The 19864-nt window shown below is 62.5% G+C and carries 14 protein-coding genes and 1 riboswitch; of the genes, 10 read left to right on the top strand and 4 right to left on the bottom strand.

Features of this window, described 5'->3' with window-relative positions:
* The first annotated feature begins 191 nt into the window (after positions 1-191).
* The 6 genes from HX881_RS01755 (at position 192) to HX881_RS01730 (ending at position 3608) form a co-directional block, all read left to right on the top strand.
* On the top strand, positions 192-551 hold the full coding sequence (locus tag HX881_RS01755; protein WP_177083183.1) for a response regulator: 360 nt from the start codon (positions 192-194) through the stop codon (positions 549-551).
* 127 nt (positions 552-678) lie between these two features.
* A riboswitch (cobalamin riboswitch) is annotated at positions 679-903 on the top strand.
* Positions 904-1001: 98 nt separating this feature from the next.
* Positions 1002-1187 carry a CbtB domain-containing protein gene (locus tag HX881_RS01750; protein WP_017127266.1) on the top strand — a complete coding sequence of 62 codons (186 nt, stop codon included), beginning with the start codon at positions 1002-1004 and terminating at the stop codon, positions 1185-1187.
* A 41-nt stretch (positions 1188-1228) separates the two neighbouring features.
* A complete protein-coding gene (locus tag HX881_RS01745; RefSeq protein ID WP_017127267.1) occupies positions 1229-1930 on the top strand; it encodes a CbtA family protein in 702 nt (233 codons plus the stop codon).
* Positions 1927-2352 (top strand): cobalamin biosynthesis protein, encoded by a 426-nt coding sequence (locus HX881_RS01740; RefSeq protein ID WP_177082359.1) that lies wholly within the window; start codon positions 1927-1929, stop codon positions 2350-2352. Before HX881_RS01745 ends, HX881_RS01740 begins: the two co-directional genes overlap by 4 nt.
* Before the next feature lie 63 nt (positions 2353-2415).
* Complete coding sequence (gene cobM / locus HX881_RS01735) at positions 2416-3162, top strand: precorrin-4 C(11)-methyltransferase (RefSeq protein ID WP_177082357.1); 747 nt, start codon at positions 2416-2418, stop codon at positions 3160-3162.
* Between the two features lie 17 nt (positions 3163-3179).
* A complete protein-coding gene (locus HX881_RS01730) occupies positions 3180-3608 on the top strand; it encodes an NUDIX hydrolase (protein ID WP_017127270.1) in 429 nt (142 codons plus the stop codon).
* 210 nt (positions 3609-3818) lie between these two features.
* Here the strand turns inward: HX881_RS01730 and nfuA are convergent, their stop codons facing one another.
* Both nfuA and HX881_RS01720 read right to left on the bottom strand, forming a co-directional pair.
* Positions 3819-4403 (bottom strand): Fe-S biogenesis protein NfuA, encoded by a 585-nt coding sequence (gene nfuA, locus HX881_RS01725; protein ID WP_017127271.1) that lies wholly within the window; start codon positions 4401-4403, stop codon positions 3819-3821.
* 134 nt (positions 4404-4537) lie between these two features.
* The gene (locus tag HX881_RS01720) at positions 4538-6829 is read right to left on the bottom strand and encodes a fatty acid cis/trans isomerase (RefSeq protein WP_177082355.1); all 2292 of its coding nucleotides are present in this window, start codon (positions 6827-6829) and stop codon (positions 4538-4540) included.
* A 152-nt stretch (positions 6830-6981) separates the two neighbouring features.
* On the opposite strand from HX881_RS01720, the gene metH reads away from it, so the two are divergent.
* Positions 6982-10692, top strand: coding sequence for a methionine synthase (gene metH, locus HX881_RS01715; protein WP_177082353.1), 3711 nt, complete (start codon positions 6982-6984; stop codon positions 10690-10692).
* Positions 10693-10745: 53 nt separating this feature from the next.
* Complete coding sequence (locus tag HX881_RS01710) at positions 10746-10964, top strand: DUF2970 domain-containing protein (RefSeq protein WP_177082342.1); 219 nt, start codon at positions 10746-10748, stop codon at positions 10962-10964.
* A 47-nt stretch (positions 10965-11011) separates the two neighbouring features.
* On the opposite strand, the gene HX881_RS01705 is transcribed toward HX881_RS01710, so the two are convergent.
* Positions 11012-12085 (bottom strand): ABC transporter substrate-binding protein, encoded by a 1074-nt coding sequence (locus HX881_RS01705; protein WP_017127275.1) that lies wholly within the window; start codon positions 12083-12085, stop codon positions 11012-11014.
* Between the two features lie 680 nt (positions 12086-12765).
* Here HX881_RS01705 and HX881_RS01700 point away from each other — a divergent pair.
* Together HX881_RS01700 and HX881_RS01695 are read left to right on the top strand one after the other, a co-directional pair.
* On the top strand, positions 12766-14424 hold the full coding sequence (locus HX881_RS01700) for a nitrite/sulfite reductase (protein WP_017127277.1): 1659 nt from the start codon (positions 12766-12768) through the stop codon (positions 14422-14424).
* Entirely contained in the window at positions 14408-14902 is a 495-nt protein-coding gene (locus HX881_RS01695) for a DUF934 domain-containing protein (RefSeq protein ID WP_017127278.1), read from the top strand. Before HX881_RS01700 ends, HX881_RS01695 begins: the two co-directional genes overlap by 17 nt.
* Positions 14903-14944: 42 nt before the next feature.
* Here the strand turns inward: HX881_RS01695 and HX881_RS01690 are convergent, their stop codons facing one another.
* A complete protein-coding gene (locus tag HX881_RS01690) occupies positions 14945-19795 on the bottom strand; it encodes an NEL-type E3 ubiquitin ligase domain-containing protein (protein WP_246356424.1) in 4851 nt (1616 codons plus the stop codon).
* Between the last annotated feature and the right edge of the window lie 69 nt (positions 19796-19864).

The following is a 19864-nucleotide window of genomic DNA, read 5'->3' as shown; positions in this document are numbered from 1 at the left end:
TTCTCACAGCGTAGAAGGCAATTTCAGACCTCGCACTGCCCTCTACCAAGGAGAACCGCTATCCTGGCTACTTTGTACAGCCGCCTTTTTTTGTACAACGACGGGAACTTGTGCGGATCGGCGGCTTACTGATGCAAGAAGCGAGCATTTTTCACCCTCCTGCCGCCTTCATTTTTTTTGGGAAGCCCACTATGTGCGCAGCAAACTCCACCATCCTCGTTGTCGAGGACGACACCATTGTCCGCATGCTGATTGTCGATGTGCTGGAGGAACTGGAGTTCAAGGTGCTGGAAGCCAGCAGCAGCGACCTCGCGCTGCAGATCATCAACGACACCGCCTTGCCGATCGACCTGCTGATGACGGATGTCGGGCTGCCCGGCATGGATGGCCGTGAACTGGCGGCAGCGGCGCGCGAGGTCCGGCCGGGGTTGCCCATCCTGTTTGCCAGCGGCTACGCCGAAAGCATCGAGGTGCCGGCCGGCATGCACCTGATCGGCAAGCCGTTCTCCATCGACCAATTGAGAAATAAAATTAAAAATATTATCCAATAAATTGATTTTATTAGAATTTTTATTCTAGAAATCACTTTAAGTTCCGTTTTCCACATCACTCGGCCTGCACCGGCGCACCCCGTGGCCGCATCGGGTTTTATTGACGTACCGGGTAATCGCATGCTTTCCTACCCGCCTTGTTCTGGGTGCCCTTCACAGGGTGAAACGGGAAACCGGTGCGTCGGCCGATCTTTATCGAGCCTGGCAAATCCGGTGCTGCCCCCGCAACGGTAAGCGAGAGAAGCGTCAGATCCACTGTGCCGCCAGCGGCATGGGAAGGCGACGCTTGAAGGTCCGAGCCCTGCTCGAATCCCTCGCAAGCCCGGAGACCGGCCCGGAAATATCGAATAACAAACCTGCGGTGGGCAGGCGCTGTTGAAACCTCCGGGCACCCGCTCGCCGAGGTTTTTTCGCGCTTGGCCGCCTGCTGACATTTCAGAGGGAAGGGCCATGTCGATCACCACCACCAGCCACTCGAGCGCTGCCACAACCACCCAGAGCCAACGTATCGTCGCCGCCATCGGCGCCAGCATACTCGGCGCACTGCTGGTCTATTTCGCCGGTTTCTCGCATATCGAAGCGGTCCACAACGCCGCCCACGATACCCGTCACAGCTCTGCCTTCCCGTGCCACTGAGCCCTGGCCCGACCATAGCCCGACTATAAGAGAGTACCGACATGATCAAGCGTATCGCCCAGACCGCCGGCTTCACCGGCCTGCTGGCGGCGTTGCTGCTGACCCTGCTGCAAAGCTTCTGGGTCGCCCCGCTGATTCTCCAGGCCGAGACCTACGAGAAAGCACCCGCCAGCGAAGCCCATGAACATACCGACGCCGCCATGGCCGGTCATACCCATGATGAGGAAGCCTGGGAGCCGGAAGACGGCTGGCAGCGCGTGCTCTCCACCACCGGCGGCAACCTGGTGGTCGCCGTCGGCTTCGCCCTGATGCTGGCGGGCCTCTATACCCTGCGCGCACCGAACCGCACTTCCCAGGGCCTGCTCTGGGGCCTGGCCGGTTACGCGACCTTCTGCCTGGCGCCCACCCTCGGCCTGCCGCCGGAACTGCCCGGCACCGCCGCGGCGGACCTGCTGCAGCGGCAGATCTGGTGGGTCGGCACCGCCGCTTCCACTGCTGTCGCCATTGCCCTGGTGGTTTTCGGCAAGCACTGGGCACTCAAACTGCTGGGCGTGGCGATTGTCGTGGTGCCCCATGTGATCGGCGCCCCGCAGCCGGAAGTCCACTCCAGCCTCGCGCCCGAAGAACTGGAAGCGCAGTTCAAGATCGCCTCGCAACTGACCAACGCGGCGTTCTGGCTGGCCCTGGGCCTGATCAGCGCCTGGTTGTTCCGCCGCAAGACCGACGACCATTACCCGGCATGAGTGCAACCGGGACGACGCCAACCCTCGCGGTTGGTTTCGGCTGCCGGCAAGGCTGCAGCGCCGCGACCTTGCTGGCATTGCTCGAACAATCGCTGCTGGCCCACCAGATCGACCTCAAGGCGATCAAGGGGTTGGCAAGCATCGATGGCAAGCGGCATGAGCCGGGGCTGCGCGAACTGGCGCAACGCCTCAACCTGCCGTTGCTGTTCTTCAGCGCCGATGAACTGGCACCTTATGAACCACGACTGAGCCATCGCTCCAGCCTGGCCTTCGAACGGACCGGCTGCCATGGCGTCGCCGAAAGCGCCGCGCTGGCCCTCGCCGAGCAACTGGGACAAGCCACCGCGAGCCTGCTGATTTCCCGCCGGAAACACCCGCTGGCGACCTTTGCACTGGCCTGGACCGGGCAAAACCCTCGATAATCCCCTTCTCCTGCATGAACGCTGTTCATGTGAAGCCTTGCGCAGCCCCGTTCAGAGAGTGTCATGACCGTCTATTTCATCGGTGCCGGCCCCGGCGATCCGGAACTCATTACCGTCAAGGGCCAGCGCCTGATCCATCGCTGCCCGGTGATCATCTACGCCGGTTCGCTGGTGCCCGAAGCCGTGCTGGAAGGCCATAGCGCCACGCAGGTGGTCAACAGCGCCGAACTGCACCTGGAACAGATCATCGACCTGATCAAGGCGGCCGACGCCCTGGGCCAGGATGTCGCCCGGGTGCACTCGGGCGACCCCTCGCTGTATGGCGCCATCGGCGAGCAGATCCGTCACCTGCGCGAACTGGGCATTGCCTATGAAATCATTCCCGGCGTGACCGCGACGGCCGCCTGCGCGGCGCTGCTCGGTGTCGAACTGACGCTGCCGGATATTTCCCAGAGCGTGATCCTTACCCGTTATGCCGACAAGACCGCCATGCCGGCCGGCGAAGAACTGGGCAGCCTGGCCCGGCACGGGGCAACCATGGCGATTCACCTGGGGGTCAATCACCTGGCCAGGATCATCGAGGAACTGCTCCCGCATTACGGCGCGGACTGTCCGATCGCGGTGATCCATCGCGCCACCTGGCCCGACCAGGATTGGGTTCAGGGCACGCTGGCGGATATCCTGGCCAGGGTCGAGGCCAAGGGCTTTCGCCGCACGGCGCTGATCCTGGTGGGACGCGTGCTGGCCAGCGACCACTTCAGCGAGTCTTCGCTGTATCGTGCCGGTCATGCCCATCTTTACCGGCCTTGATGACCAGGAGGAAACCGATGTCCGAACAGCTGTTTTCCGGTGCCAAGCTGGCGCTGATCTGTGGCGACCAGTTGCTGACCTATCTGCGCGACATGAAGGACAGCATCCCCTACCCCGGTCACTGGGATTTTGCCGGCGGCGGTCGCGAAGGCGATGAAACCCCGAGCGAATGCGCCCTGCGAGAGCTGGACGAAGAGTTTTCCCTGCGTATCGGCGCCGAGCGCATCGAATGGGCGCGACGCTATCCCAGCGTCACCCAGCCCGATACCCAGTCGTGGTTTCTGGTCGGGCAACTGCAACGGGCGGAAATCGAGGCGATCCGCTTTGGTGACGAAGGCCAGTACTGGCGGATGATGTCGATCACCGAATACCTGGAGCACCCACTGGGCGTGCCTTATCTGCAGGAGCGGCTGCGCCATTATCTGCAGAGCCGTGTGGTGGCTTGACAGTTTTGGCGGCAGGACGGGCCTCTGCGCGGGCAAGCCCGCTCCCACAGTGCTGTGGTGTGCGGCAGATTAATGAGCGACCACTGATTGTGGGAGTCGGGCTTGCCGGCGAAGGCGCCGGAGCGGTCGCAATCGATCACGCAAAAAAAACGGTGCTCACGGGCACCGTTTTCTGTTCAACCGGACGCAGCGAACGCCCTGCTACCGGACTCAGTAGTAGGCGTTTTCTTTCTGCGTATGGTCGGTCACGTCGCGTACGCCCTTGAGCTCGGGAATACGTTCGAGCAAGGTCCGCTCGATGCCTTCCTTCAGGGTTACGTCGGCCTGGCCGCAGCCCTGGCAACCACCACCGAACTGCAGCACAGCGATACCGTCCTCGACCACGTCGATCAGGCTGACCTGGCCGCCATGGCTGGCCAGACCCGGATTGATCTCGGTCTGCAGGTAGTAGTTGATACGCTCGTTGACCGGGCTGTCGGCGTTGACCATCGGCACCTTGGCGTTCGGCGCCTTGATGGTCAGCTGGCCGCCCATGCGGTCGGTGGCATAGTCGACCACCGCATCGTCGAGAAAGGCTTCGCTGAAGGAATCGATCCAGGCAGTGAAGCTTTTCAGCCCCAGCGCGGTGTCTTCAGGCTTTTCCTCGCCCGGCTTGCAGTAGGCAATGCAGGTTTCGGCGTACTGGGTACCCGGCTGGGTAATGAAAACGCGGATGCCGATCCCCGGGGTGTTCTGCTTCGACAGCAGATCAGCCAGATAATCGTGGGCGGCATCGGTAATGGTTATGGCGCTCATGGAATCTCCTCACAGACTTGCCGCCAGTTTACGCCAATCGGGCCGCCGGACAAAGTCCTAGTATTTTTGTCGGGAAAGAAGCCGCCACCACGGGCGCAGCCACGCCCTCGGGGGTGCGCGGCGATCCCCGCCCCTCAGAGATTCTCGTAGCGGTTCATGTCCAGTACCCCGGCATTGATCGGGTCGGTTTCCTGCAGGTAGGTGGTCAGGTCATGGAAATACTGCCAGAACTGCGGATGACTGCGGCGAATCCCCCAGCGCTGGACGATCTGCTCGAACCCGGCGGCATCCTTGACCTGCTCCATCGCAGCGACAAACGCCGGCACCTGCTCGGCGGGGATATTGAACATGAAGTTGGGATAACTGCTGAGGATCCCGGGGTAGAGGGTCACGGTGTCCAGGCCCGGCTGATAGCGGTAGGCCTCGCCGAGCATGAAGGCCACGTTGCTGTGGGCACGGTTGCGCAGCAGGCTGTAGACCTCGCGCTTGCCGTCGCGGGTCTCGATACGCAGCATCGTCGCTTCCGGCAACTGGTCGATGACCTTGAGCCCGGCCGCCGGGCGCGAGGTCAGGCGGCTCAGGGACTGTTCGGCCTCCTGCAATGCCGGGGCGATATTGGGCCGCGAACAATAGGCGCCGTCACAGCGGTTGATCGGGTCGGGATGGGCATTGAGATCACCGTAGCGGGCCAGCAACTGCCTGGCGAAATCGAGTTTCGGGTCCTTTTCATCGAGTTTCAGGGCGCTGGGCTTGTCGTCGTCGATGTTCTCGTAGTCCAGCCACATCTTGAGCTTGCCACTGTTCTGGTACCAGTCGTCGAGATAGGCATCGCGAGAATCCGCAGGCATCAGGCGCAGGAAGTTCTGCTCGGCGCCATTGCGGATCAGGTCGAAGTATAGCCGGGTCTGCGCCTGGTGCGAGACATTGCCGAACACGTCGAAGTTGACCGCCAGCTGGTAATAGGTGCGCTCCAGCAACGGGTAGTCGAACAGCCACATCGTCTGCGGCACCTCGCCGATCAGCCCCTTGCTGACGGTGGCGCTGTCGAAGTGGCGGAAGATGCTCAGCAAGGCGTTGTCATTGCCGGCCCACAGGCTCGACCAGCTGGGCGCCGGCGCGGCGGCGTAGGCCTCGGTACGCAGGGCTTCGTATTCGTTGCGCTTGTCGCGATAGGCCAGCCACAGGCTCAGCACGCTGCCGACATCGTCGTTCTGCCCGGGCATCGCCAGCAGTGGCGTGGCCGCGCCACGATAGCTCGGGTCGGTGATATAGAGGTCGTGCTCGGGCGCCTGGAACAACGCCCAGAAGTTGTCGCGAATCACATCGGTCGCGATCTGCCCGCGACAGACCGGTCCACGGATAAAGGTATCGACGAAGTACTCGGCGTTATCGAGCATGAACTGGTAGCGCGCCGCCGCCGGAATCGCCTCGAAGGTCTCGAACGGGTTGGCCCGACGCTGCGGGCCGTAGCCCGGCAAAGCCGTGACCTGCCAGTTGCCGCTGTAGAACAGCGTCTTGATCCGGGCCATCTTCGCCGCGCTCAGGCCGTAGGTGATATGGGTCTTGTAGACGATCACCCCCTGCACCGGCCATAACCGGTAATACACCTGGGTGCCCGGATCATCGTTGGGTCGCCGGGTATTGATCAGGTCGATCGGCTGGCCGCTCGGCGTGCGTGAACGCACCCACTGGAAAAAGTGTCCCGGCTCGCCGCCTTCGAAATAGATATGGGCCAGGAACCAGTGCTCATAGAGCCAGCGCGCCACCAGGCTTTCCCGGGCACCCGGCGCATTGAGCAGGTTTTCCCATTGGGCGATCTGCAGCGACTCCCTGGCACTCGGCGCCAAGGCCTGGGCATCCATCGGCGCACCGGCGGCCAGCCAGCGTTGCAAGGTCTGGTATTGCTGGTCGGTCAGGCCGGTCACGGCCAGGGGCATGCCTTCTTTCGGATGGGCACCGGCGTACGCGTCGAACTCAGCGGGCAACGGGCACATATTCTCGCGATTGAGGCCCAGTACGATATCTTCCGGCAGCTTGGTGTTGGGTTGCAACGGTGTCCGGTGGCCCAGCTCGAGCATGCGCGCCATCAGGGCCGCCTGGCTGCCCTGGGCATCCAGCACCGAATAGAACTTCTTCTGTCGCCAGGCAAGCGGGGTCTGGGCGTCGATGTACAGGCGGGTCGGATGCGAGGCCTTGCTGCGGTCGCCGTTGTAGACAGGGATCTTCGACGCGCCGCGTGCCGCCCCCTCGGCACTGCCCAGGTTGAGCTGGCAGGCCGCGTCGTAGCAGGCATGGCAGGCCACGCACTTCTCGGTAAAGATCGGCTGGATGTCGCGAGTATAGGAAAGGGCCGGGGCCGGGCTCTGCGCCTGAGTGACACTGCTGAGCAACAGCAGTAGGAAAGCGCTGATAAAGCGGTACGACATGGCCCTGATCCTGAAAATAAAAACGCACTGATTCTACAGGGTCATCGCCGTTTAAACATGAGCGATATTCATGCAAAACCCTGGCATGCTCTAAAAGCGCACAGGTTTGCTATTATCGCGCCTCTTCTGTGTCCGTCTTTCCAGGTAGTCCCATGTCCGATCGCAGTGTTCGCCTACACGCTCTCCAGCAAGCCCTCAAAGAACGCATCCTGATTCTTGACGGCGGCATGGGCACGATGATCCAGAGCTACAAGCTCGAAGAGCAGGATTATCGCGGCAAACGCTTCGCTGACTGGCCCAGCGACGTCAAGGGCAACAACGACCTGCTGGTCATCACCCGTCCGGATGTGATCGGCGGCATCGAAAAGGCCTACCTGGACGCCGGCGCCGACATTCTGGAAACCAACACCTTCAACGCCACGCGCATTTCCATGGCCGACTACGGCATGGAAGACCTGGCCTACGAATTGAACGTCGAAGGCGCACGACTGGCACGCAAGATCGCCGACGCCAAGACCCTGGAAAACCCGGCCAAGCCGCGTTTCGTCGCCGGTGTACTCGGCCCGACCAGCCGCACCTGCTCGTTGTCGCCGGACGTGAACAACCCCGGCTACCGCAACGTGACCTTCGATGAACTGGTGGAAAACTACACCGAGGCCGCCCGCGGCCTGATCGAAGGCGGCGTCGACCTGATCCTGATCGAGACCATCTTCGACACCCTCAACGCCAAGGCGGCGATCTTCGCCGTGCAAGGCGTTTTCGAGGAACAGGGCTTCGAACTGCCGATCATGATTTCCGGGACCATCACCGACGCCTCCGGCCGCACCCTGTCGGGGCAGACCACCGAAGCCTTCTGGAACTCCGTGGCCCATGCCAAGCCGATCTCGGTCGGCCTGAACTGCGCCCTGGGTGCCAGCGAATTGCGGCCATACCTGGAAGAACTGTCGAACAAGGCCAGCACCCACGTCTCCGCGCACCCCAACGCCGGCCTGCCGAACGAATTCGGCGAGTACGACGAGTTGCCGGAACAAACCGCCAAGGTCATCGAGGAATTCGCCCAGAGCGGCTTCCTGAATATCGTCGGCGGCTGCTGCGGGACCACCCCCGGGCATATCGCGGCCATCGCCAAGGCCGTTGCCGGCTACGCACCGCGGGTCATCCCGGACATCCCCAAGGCCTGCCGTCTGTCCGGCCTGGAACCGTTCACCATCGACCGCCAGTCGTTGTTCGTCAACGTCGGCGAGCGGACCAACATCACCGGTTCCGCGCGCTTCGCCCGGCTGATCCGCGAAGACAACTACACCGAAGCCCTGGAAGTCGCCCTGCAGCAGGTGGAAGCCGGCGCCCAGGTGATCGACATCAACATGGACGAAGGGATGCTCGATTCGAAGAAGGCCATGGTGACCTTCCTCAATCTGATCGCCGGTGAACCGGATATCTCCCGCGTACCGATCATGATCGACTCCTCCAAGTGGGAAGTGATCGAAGCCGGCCTCAAGTGCATCCAGGGCAAGGGCATCGTCAACTCCATCAGCATGAAGGAAGGCGTCGAGCAGTTCATCCACCATGCCAGGCTGTGCAAGCGCTACGGCGCCGCGGTGGTGGTGATGGCCTTCGACGAAGCCGGCCAGGCCGATACCGAGGCGCGCAAGAAGGAAATCTGCAAGCGCTCCTACGACATCCTGGTCAACGAAGTCGGCTTCCCGCCGGAAGACATCATCTTCGACCCGAACATCTTCGCCGTTGCCACCGGCATCGAAGAGCACAACAACTACGCCGTCGATTTCATCAATGCCTGCGCCTATATCCGTGACGAGCTGCCCTATGCGCTGACCAGCGGCGGCGTGTCCAACGTGTCCTTCTCGTTCCGCGGCAACAACCCGGTGCGCGAGGCGATCCACTCGGTGTTCCTGCTGTATGCGATCCGCAACGGCCTGACCATGGGGATCGTCAACGCCGGCCAGCTGGAGATCTACGACCAGATCCCGGCGGAACTGCGTGATGCCGTCGAGGACGTGATCCTCAACCGCACCCCGGAAGGCACCGACGCCCTCCTCGCCATCGCCGACAAGTACAAGGGCGACGGCAGCGTCAAGGAAGCCGAGACCGAGGAATGGCGCGGCTGGCCGGTCAACAAGCGCCTGGAACACGCGCTGGTCAAGGGCATCACCACCCATATCGTCGAAGACACCGAAGAATCGCGCCAGTCCTTCGCCCGCCCGATCGAAGTGATCGAAGGTCCGCTGATGTCCGGCATGAACATCGTCGGCGACCTGTTCGGCGCCGGGAAAATGTTCCTGCCCCAGGTGGTGAAGTCCGCCAGGGTGATGAAACAGGCCGTGGCCCACCTGATTCCGTTCATCGAACTGGAAAAAGGCGACAAGCCGGAAGCCAAGGGCAAGATCCTCATGGCCACGGTCAAGGGCGACGTCCACGATATCGGCAAGAACATCGTCGGCGTGGTGCTGGGCTGCAACGGCTACGATATCGTCGACCTCGGCGTGATGGTGCCGGCGGAGAAGATCCTGCAGGTGGCCAAGGAGCAGAAATGCGACATCATCGGCCTCTCCGGGCTGATCACCCCGTCGCTGGATGAAATGGTCCACGTCGCCCGGGAGATGCAGCGCCAGGATTTCCACCTGCCGCTGATGATCGGCGGCGCGACGACCTCCAAGGCCCACACGGCGGTGAAGATCGAACCGCGCTACAGCAACGATGCGGTGGTCTATGTCACCGACGCCTCCCGCGCCGTGGGCGTGGCGACGCAGTTGCTGTCCAAGGAACTCAAGGCCGGCTTCGTGCAGAAGACCCGCGAGGAGTACATCGAGGTCCGCGAGCGCACCGCCAACCGCAGTGCCCGCACCGAGCGCCTGAGCTACGCCGCGTCGATCGCCAAGAAGCCGCAGTTCGACTGGAGCAGCTACCAGCCGGTGAAACCGACCTTCACCGGCGCCCGGGTGCTGGACAATATCGACCTCAAGGTCCTCGCCGAATACATCGACTGGACACCGTTCTTCATCTCCTGGGACCTGGCCGGCAAGTTCCCGCGCATTCTCGAGGACGAAGTGGTCGGCGAAGCCGCCACCGCGCTCTATGCCGATGCCCGGGAAATGCTCGACAAGCTGATCAACGAGAAACTGATCAGCGCCCGCGCGGTGTTCGGCTTCTGGCCCGCCAACCAGGTGCAGGACGATGACCTGGAACTCTATGGCGAAGACGGCCAGCCCATTGCCAGGCTGCATCACCTGCGCCAGCAGATCATCAAGACCGACGGCAAGCCGAACTTCTCCCTGGCCGACTTCGTCGCGCCGAAAGACAGCGGCATCACCGACTACGTGGGGGGCTTCATCACCACCGCCGGGATCGGCGCCGAGGAAGTCGCCAAGGCCTACCAGGACAAGGGCGACGACTACAACTCGATCATGGTCAAGGCCCTGGCCGACCGCCTGGCCGAGGCCTGCGCCGAATGGCTGCACCAGCAGGTCCGCAAGCAATACTGGGGTTATGCCAGGGACGAAGCGCTGGACAACGAGGCGCTGATCAAGGAGCAGTACAGCGGTATCCGCCCGGCTCCCGGCTATCCGGCCTGCCCGGACCACACCGAGAAAAGCACGTTGTTCACCCTGCTGGACCCGGACGCCAGCGAAGGCAAGGCCGGCAAGAGCGGCGTGTTCCTCACCGAGCACTATGCGATGTTCCCGGCGGCGGCGGTCAGCGGCTGGTATTTCGCCCATCCGCAGGCGCAGTATTTTGCCGTGGGCAAGGTCGACAAGGACCAGGTGGAAAGCTACACCGCGCGCAAGGGCCAGGACCTGAGCGTCAGTGAGCGCTGGTTGGCGCCCAACCTCGGCTACGACAACTGAGTCCACCGGGGATCGTCTATGCTCTCCACACACAGACCTGTGTGGAGGGCTTTATGGACGACCCGATCGACAACAAACCCCCGACCTTCTGGCAGATGCTGCACAGCGTGATGGCGGCAGCCTTCGGCGTGCAAAGCGGGAGAAACCGCGCCCGCGACTTCACCCACGGCAAGCCGAGTCATTTCGTTATCCTGGGCATCCTGTTCACCGCCGTGTTCGCGCTGACGCTGTTCGGCATCGTCAAACTGGTGCTGCTCTTCGCCGGCGTCTGACAACGTGCTCCTGGCAACCGCCGGACTACAGCCAGCATAGGATATTTTCAGGGCAGCACGGTCTTCAGCGAAAAGGGATAACGGTAGTTGTCCGCCTGGCCGCGGGCGCTCAGTTTCCTGAAATTGACGTGGTAGTCATCGGCGGCGCCAAGGTTCAGCAGGCGCTTGGCCTGTGCCTTGTCGATCAGTTCAAAGACCTGTATCTGACGCTCCCGCCCACCGTGACGGGCGAAGTCGATGCCGTCGGCATCGTCGCGCAGCAGCACCATCGCCCAGCCACCCAGGGTGAAATGCCCGGCCAGCAGCACGCTCAGGCGTCCGTCGATGCGTGCCTGGAGAATCTGCGGCGAACTGTTGACCGCACTGAACAGGACATCCCGCCCCGGCTGGCGCCCGGCCTTTTCAAAGGCCTCCATGGCACCCAAGGCCATCTCGTCATTGGCGGACCAGACCAGCGAGGCCTGCGGATAGCGGCGAATCATCTGCCCGGCCTGATCGAAGGCCCGCTGGCGGCTCCACTCGCCATACACCAGTTGCCGCAAGCGGACCTCGGGATGCTCGGCCAAGGCCCGGCGCATGCCTTTCTCGCGCAGTTGCGAGGCCGGGGTCAGCTTCATCCCGGCAAAGGCCAGCAGCTCGATGGGTTGGCCGGGGGCCTGCAAGGTGCGCAGGCGGATCAGTTCCTGGAGCATCAGGTAACCGCCCTCCTCGTCGTTCTGCACCATGCTGCCCAGCAATTCCGGAGCAGCGCCCAGGTGCTGGCTCTGCTCGCGCGTCAATGCATTGTTGACCAGGAACAGCTTCACCCCGCTGCCCTGGGCCATGCGCATGATCTGCGGCGCGATGTACTGTTCGTTGACGAACAGCAGGTAATCGGGCCGCTGCGCGGCTTGCAGGATGTCGTGGGCCTGGGCGATGCTGGTCTGAGGGTCGCGCTCGGCATAGCGCACCTCCAGTTGCAGGCCGAGATTGCGCGCCGCCGCCTGCATGAAGTCGCTGTAGCTGCGCCAGAAGGGCTCGGAGGAGTAGCCGGGGTTGAGAAATACCACGGTGGTGGCCTGGGCCACGGCCCAGAACGGCAGGCTCAGGATCAACAGCCCCTTGCAGAGAGTCTTCAGCATGTCACCGCGCCCCGGAAATAAGCGGCGCATGATAGCAAGCAAAGTACCTGGAGACCGAGACAGATCGTCGAAACTGTCCGACGATTCGTGCCAGAAAGGGAGGTCGCGCAGACACGAATGCCCTCCCCTGTGGAAGCGGGCTTGCTCAAGACAGGCGTCAACGATAACCCAGGCCCCCAGCAGACAGACGGCACCCTTGTGTTTATCGCCGGAACGCCACCGGAAACAAGCTCGCTTCCACAGTGACGGCTGATTGCGTTTCAGTGCGGCGGCAGGGAATGCCGCGCTATTTGTGGCTGACCCAGAACACCGCGGTGCCTACCACCAGGATGATCAGAAACAGGATCGCCCAGGCATCGACCGTACTGTCGCTTTTCCTTGCTTTGGTTGAATTGCCCATCGCATCGCCTCTTGTCGGTTTTATCGGTGATTGCTCGAAGACTCATCGATAGTTAAGACGACAATTGCCCCTATCACAACCAAGGTCTTTGCCAGGCAACGCTGCTTATCGATTCTGGTTATGTTCATATTCAAAAACATCACTTTTGCGCATAAATGCAAACTGCTATCTTGCGCCGGCTCCTTGCAGGAGTGCGCGGCCGTGCGCGCGGAATTGTTCAGGTAACGTGACTGCGCTTGTGCCTTCGCGGGACCTATAAAAGCCTGAAAACAGGATCAATATGTACGTATACGACGAGTACGATCAGCGGATCATCGAGGACCGCGTCAAGCAGTTCCGTGATCAGACCCGACGCTATCTGGCAGGTGAACTGAGCGAAGAAGAGTTCCGCCCTCTGCGCCTGCAAAATGGCCTTTATATCCAGCGTTTCGCCCCGATGCTGCGGGTAGCCGTGCCCTACGGCCAGCTGACATCGCGCCAGACGCGAATGATGGCCAAGATCGCCCGCGACTATGACAAGGGCTATGCCCATATCAGCACCCGGCAGAACGTCCAGTTCAACTGGCCGGCGCTGGAAGACATCCCCGATATCCTCGCCGAACTGGCCACCGTGCAGATGCACGCGATCCAGACCAGCGGCAACTGCCTGCGCAACGTCACCACCGACCAGTTTGCCGGGGTCGCCGCCGATGAGCTGGTCGATCCGCGCCCGTGGTGCGAGATCGTTCGCCAGTGGACCACCTTCCACCCGGAATTCGCCTACCTGCCGCGCAAGTTCAAGATTGCGATCAACGGTTCGACCTCCGACCGTGCCGCCATCGAAGTCCACGACATCGGCCTGGAGCCGCTGTACAACGCTGCCGGCGAGCTGGGTTTCCGCGTGCTGGTCGGCGGTGGCCTGGGCCGTACCCCGGTGGTCGGCGCCTTTATCAACGAGTTCCTGCCCTGGCAGGACCTGTTGAGCTATCTCGATGCCATCCTGCGGGTCTACAACCGCTACGGTCGTCGTGACAACAAGTACAAGGCGCGGATCAAGATCCTGGTCAAGGCCCTGACCCCCGAGGTCTTCGCCGAGAAGGTCGAGGCCGAGATGGCCCACCTGCGCGGCGGCCAGACCACCCTGACCGAGGCCGAAGTGCAGCGCGTCGCCAGGCACTTCGTCGATCCGGACTACAAGGCGCTGGACGACCAGGCGGCACAACTCGCCGAGCTGGATCGCCAGCACCCCGGCTTCGCCCGCTGGCGTACCCGCAATACCCTGGCCCACAAGAAGCCCGGTTATGTCGCCGTGACCCTGTCGCTCAAGCCCACCGGCGTTGCCCCGGGCGATGTCACCGACAAGCAGTTCGAGGCCATTTCCGACCTCGCCGACCGCTACAGCTTCGGCCAGCTGCGCACGTCCCACGAGCAGAACATCATTCTTGCCGATGTCGAGCAGAGCCAGCTGTTCACCCTCTGGGGCGAACTGCGCGAGCACGGTTTCGCCACGCCGAACATCGGCCTGCTGACCGATATCATCTGCTGCCCGGGCGGCGACTTCTGCTCCCTGGCCAACGCCAAGTCGATTCCGATCGCCGAAGCCATCCAGCGCCGTTTCGACGACCTGGACTACCTGTTCGACATCGGCGAGCTGGACCTGAACATCTCCGGTTGCATGAACGCCTGCGGTCACCACCACGTGGGCCATATCGGCATTCTCGGGGTGGACAAGAAAGGCGAAGAGTTCTACCAGGTGTCCCTGGGCGGCAGCGCCAGCCGCGACGCCAGCCTGGGCAAGATCCTCGGCCCGTCCTTCGCCCAGGACGACATGCCCGACGTGATCTCGAAGCTGATCGACGTGTACGTGGAACAACGTACCGAAGACGAGCGCTTCATCGACACCTATCAACGTATCGGCATCGACCTCTTCAAGGAACGCGTCTATGCAGCGAATCATTAAGAACAACGAGGTCATCGACGAAACCTGGCACCTGCTGCCCAAGGACGCGACCCTCGACGGCATTACCAACTGCGACGACCTGATCGTGCCGCTGGCCCTGTGGCGCGAGCACGCCCACGCCCTCAAGGCCCGCGACGGCGGCCTGGGCGTGTGGCTGGACGCCGATGAGGAAGCCGAGGAAATCGGCGATGACCTGCAGCATTTCCAGGTGATTGCGCTGAACTTCCCGGCCTTCACCGACGGCCGCAACTACTCCAATGCCCGCCTGCTGCGTGACCGCTACGGTTACAAGGGCGAATTGCGGGCCATTGGCGATGTCCTGCGCGACCAGTTGTTCTACCTGCGCCGCTGCGGCTTTGATGCCTATGCCCTGCGAGCCGACAAGGACCCCTACGAAGCCCTCGAAAGCCTCAAGGACTTCTCGGTGACCTACCAGGCCGCCACCGACGAACCGCTGCCGCTGTTCCGTCGTCGCTGAACCCGCTCGACCCGGGCGTCCATCCGGCGCCCGGGCCGGTGCTCATGAGTCCAGTTCCTCTTCTGGAATCCTCTCCAGCGTTTCCCGGGTCAGCGCCAGCGCCTCGCTGGCCTGCGCCTCTCGCCAGGCCTTGAGCTCATCGCCCATCTGCGCCTCCAGTTCGATATCGATGAACTCATGCCAGTGCGGGCTGCTTCGGCTGGTACGCCGGGCGTCCAGCGCGGAAACAACGGCCTGGTACTGCTCATCGATGTCCTTGAACCGCGCGGGGTTATGCTCCTTCAGGTAGTCGACCCAGAACTCGCGATCCGCCAGGGCCTTTGCATACGCCGGGCTTTCTTCCCGAGCCAGTACCCTGGAACAGGCCGCGTCCAGGTTCTGCTTCGTCACCCGGGCCAATTCGGTAAAGGTCATGTGCCCGGGCTGGCCCGGCAAATCCAGTCGCTCCCTCAAGCCAATGCGATAGGCCAGCCTCACCTCCGCCGGATCGACCTGGGCCGCGCTCGAGACCTTCAGCCGTGCCTCGATATCCGCCTGGGCCAGGGCCTCGACCTCGTCCAGGCGCCACAAGCCCCGGGCCAGCTTCAGCAGATTCCGCTCGGTCACGGCCGGAGTGCCCGCGGCCATTGCCCTCGCCTGATGCACCAGGACCCTGACCTCCATGTCGCTGAACACCAGCTCCGCGCCATCGGAGCAGGTCTGCGGGTGGGAGGCCGAGACAAACAGCTCTTCGCGCAGTTCACTGTATTGACTGGCCGCATCCACCACCTGCCAGACACGCAGGCTCAGATCCTCGCGGGCCTCGCGGTATTCGGCGGTGACACTCAGGTCCGCCAGCAGCTTGAAGAAGTCTTCGGAGCCTTGCTGGCGGTGCAGCAACTGCCATTGCTGCTCCTTGAGGTTTTTCTGCTCAACCGATACCGCCTCCAGCCAGTGGTCGCACTCGCGCAGCGACGGCGTCCGGCGCACGGCATGAGGGCGCGGCCGGCCCGGGATATCGATACCGAAGTTGATGCCGGTTTCACGCTGGTAACGTTGCAATCGCTGCATGCCCTCGGCCGAAAGCGCCGGATTTTCGTGCAGATGGGTAATCCGGTTGATGGCGGCGGGCCAGGAGTAAACCTCCTCGGGGATCGTCGAGATACGATTGTTGCGCAGGTCCAGGCGTTGCAGGTTACGCAACGCCGCTGCCCCGGATGGCCAGCGATCCAGTTCGGCATGACGCAGCAACAGGGTCTCCAGCTCGCTCATCCGGCTGATATCGGGCGGCAGGAGCAACGGGTTGTCCGAGAGGTTGAGGAACTTCAGCCGGGTCAGGCCCGCCAGCACCGCGGATGCCTGGGCGTTCAGCACGATCTGGTTGCCTGGCAGGTGCAGGTGGGCCAACTCGGACATGTTCTCCAGTTCCACCGGCAGGCTGCTCAGATGGTTGAAGCCCATGGACAGCCAGCGCAACTGCCGGAAGCGCGACAGGAACGACACCTCAGTGCTGGCAAGGGCCATGTCGTTCATGAACAGAAAGCCCACATGACTGAAGTCGGCAGTGATCGCCGGCAAGTCGCCGACACGCATGCCCAACAGGTCCAGTTCGTAGAAGTTCTGCCCGCCCAACAGGTGGCGGTTGGACTGTTTCCGCCAGCAGGCGAGGATCGCGTCGGCTACCCGCTGTTTGTTGTCGAGGGCCACGGGAGCGACTTGCAAGGTGCCCCGGACACGCCTCCAGGTCTGGCGCTGCACCCATTTATCCAGCGTGGCGAACAGCGCTTCATACTCCTCGCGCAGGCGTTCGAGCTCCACCAGGCAGGCCGATTCGGGCAGGTGCAGAGAAGTGAGAAAACTCCCCACCTCTTGCGAGGATAAACCCGGATACAGGTCACGCACACGCCCGATCAATCGCTCGGAATAGCCGAGGATCCTGCTGCCATCGCTCATCGGGTAGCCGATACGCCCCGAGGCCAGGCGCATCGGTGGCCTGAACCAGCGGCTGAACGGTGCCAGCCCCAGCGTCTCCTGGGCGGCATAGGGATCCAGGCAAATCTGGGCGACAATCTGTTCCTTGAGCCAGCCTCCCCGCTTCGCGCCGCTGAGGCCCAGGGCAATGCGATCAGGCTCCGCCAAGGTCCGTACCATGGCATCGAAGATGTTGTACGCACTCCCCAGGAACGTTCCCGAATGATCGAAGGCGTTGTATTCCCGTCCGACCTTGAGGATCACCCGCGGCGTGACGATGTCCGGATCCCCCACCCTTTCGAGGGTCTCGCTGGTGAAGCGCTGTTTGCGCAACTCGATACGCAGCCCCCTGGCCGGCCAACCCGGCAAGCGCCCGAGCGTATGTAGCGCGAGGCGGTCCGCCTGGACATATTGCGGGGCCAGCAGATACCAGCTCTCGCACACACGGTTAAGCTTCAACTGCTTGAGATACCAGCGGATTTCCTCCGAAAACCGCAGCGGCACGCGCTCGCTCAAGAGGTCGAGTTCGGCGCTGTTGGCATGGGCGATCAACTCCCGGGCGGCACTGCCCGGCAAGCCGGGGAACACCCCGAGAATGCGCTTGACCCGCGCGTCATCGGTTTTTTCGCTCGCCGCATACAACTCGTCGAACAACCATTGCCGCCGCTGCCCGGCCCATTGCCGAAGATTCTGGTTCAAGACCCGGACCCGCGCGCCATTGTCCGTCAGCTCGGCACCGAGCAACTGGTAGCGCTCGGACTCGCTCAACATGTGCAGCGTCGACCTGAGCAGGTCACCATTCTTGAGCTGTGACTCGATGATCTGCAGCGAGGAAAACTGCTCGGAGGTCCGCCGACCGTATTCCTCCATGATGTCCCCCAGGTCGTTGAGCACCTGGATGACACGGTTTTCCGGCCAGTCGGGCAGCGATGTCAGCACCCGCAGGCGCAGATCACCCTGCTCCACCGTGCGTGAAATGGCATCGGGCACCTCACCGATAAAATCGCTGATGGCCTGGTCGATCCTGAAGCGCTTGATGGTATCGAGCAACAGCGCGGGCACCGGCTGATTGTCCGTCAGGGCCTTGCGCAGCACGCTCTCCTGGGCGGAGCACAACTGACGGATCTGCAGACGCACGTGATCGCCGAGGCCGACCATGGGCTCGCCGAGGCGGCGGAACAGTTGCTCCACGGGCCAGTCCGCCACCCGTTCGTAAATCGTCCGCCAGGACCCCGTGCGATTGAAGCGCAGTGGCACGGCATGGAACTGCCCGCCTCCCGGATGTTCAATCTGCCATTGCAGGCGAGCGCGGTCATACCGCACGGCATAGAGCTTTTCCGCCAGCGGCAGATAGAGGTTGTCCTGGTACGGATACAGGCCCATCTCATTGGCCTGGAGGTCATCCGGAAGACGGACATCACGCTCATAGGGCTCAAGGTCGGCCTTCCACAACCGGCGCCCGCCCTCCGGCGCCTCAACGGGGATCAGGGAGTCGACCGAGGGCGGGGCCAGGCTCCTGAACACGGCCTTGCCGCCCTTCATGACCGCGGCCCCCGCCGCCAGTACGGCGATGTCCTCCACCACCCCCAGCAGATAGCCGAGGGCCTCGCGCTTTTCCCCGATCCGCCAGGCTGAAAAGCCGTCATAGACTTCCACGACCATCTTCACCACGGCCGCCGCCAGGATGATTTCGCCGATCACCGGCACGAACGACAAGGCCAGGGTCAGCAGGCTCAGGCCGGCTTCGCGGTATGCGTCCAGGCGCGCCTGGCGCACCCGGGCGTCGACGTCGGCCGTGGGAACCGCCAGATGTCGGGCGTGCGCCTTGATCTGCTGGTAGCGCTGTTGCTGGAAGCTCGCGAACAGGTCGCCGTCGATGGGTATTTCGCTTAACGGGATATATTGGAAAATCGCCGGCAGGGGCGGCCACTGGCGGTCCTGGGAAAGCAGCGTGGCCTTGAGGGTGCCAAAGAACCGCAGCCGGTATTTCTCGGGGATGAAGCGGGCGAAAAACTGCTGGTAGGACGGATCCCGGAGTTTCAGGGTCAGATCGTGCTCAAAGAGGACAAAGTGACTGTAGCGCTTCAATGGCCCGCGCGGATCATCCGGGATATAGGCAATGCAGGGCAACGTCGAACCGTCGACCAGTTGCGCGCCGATGACCACCCAGCCGCTCAACTCGATATCGAACATTTTCATCCGACTGCAATGAATCAGTTCGCCCCCCAGCTTCAGGCCCGTCTGCCCCTTGACCAGTCCCCCGAGCAAACCGTAGGTCGACGCGGTGATCTCTCCCTTCATGTAGGCGATATCGGCGGTCACCGCCAGTGTCTGCTTGTCATACTCGGCAAAATGCTGCTTTACCGAAGAAGCACCGTTGGCCGACGACTCGGGAGGGTTGAACACACTGTCGATATGCGTCTGATACAAGGCGCCCAGGTCCAGGTTCCGACAAAGCCAGGCAAAATCCTCGGGCGCCAGGGACCGTTTTCTGCCAGCAGCCTGCCCCGGGAACTGGATAATGGCCTTGCCTTCCAGCGCCCCCCGCTCGGCCTCGCTGGCCTCGAAGTTCTGCAAGGCCGCCTCCAGCAGGGTCTGGCTATGGGCGAAGGTAAAGAGCTTGTCTTCGAAGATACTGGACAGGTAGGTCGCATCGACCCTGACAAACCGCACATCCTGCAAGTCGTGGTCGCCGTTGACCTGTCGCTCCAGCGCCTGGGCCAGACGGGGCATGCAGAACGCGTCGATCTTCTGCAACTGCGCCATGATCCGCCGGATTTCATGTCGCGACGTCTCCAGGGCCAGCAGGTGCTCGCGAAACAACAGGCGTATTTCCGGAGCCGCCTGATAGAGCCAGCGGGGAATCTTCTCCTTGATCATATCGAAATGAATGCCCGCCGCGGCAGGGGCCGGGTCGGGCTCGATGACATCTGTTTCTTCCATGGCAATCAACCTGGATATCCATTAGAGATTCCAGCGTATTGATCGCCTGGCGGGAAAGGGGGTACTTAT

It is taken from the genome of Pseudomonas gingeri (assembly GCF_013386115.1).
Taxonomy (GTDB): domain Bacteria; phylum Pseudomonadota; class Gammaproteobacteria; order Pseudomonadales; family Pseudomonadaceae; genus Aquipseudomonas; species Aquipseudomonas gingeri.
This window is presented reverse-complemented; position numbering and strand designations above follow the sequence as displayed.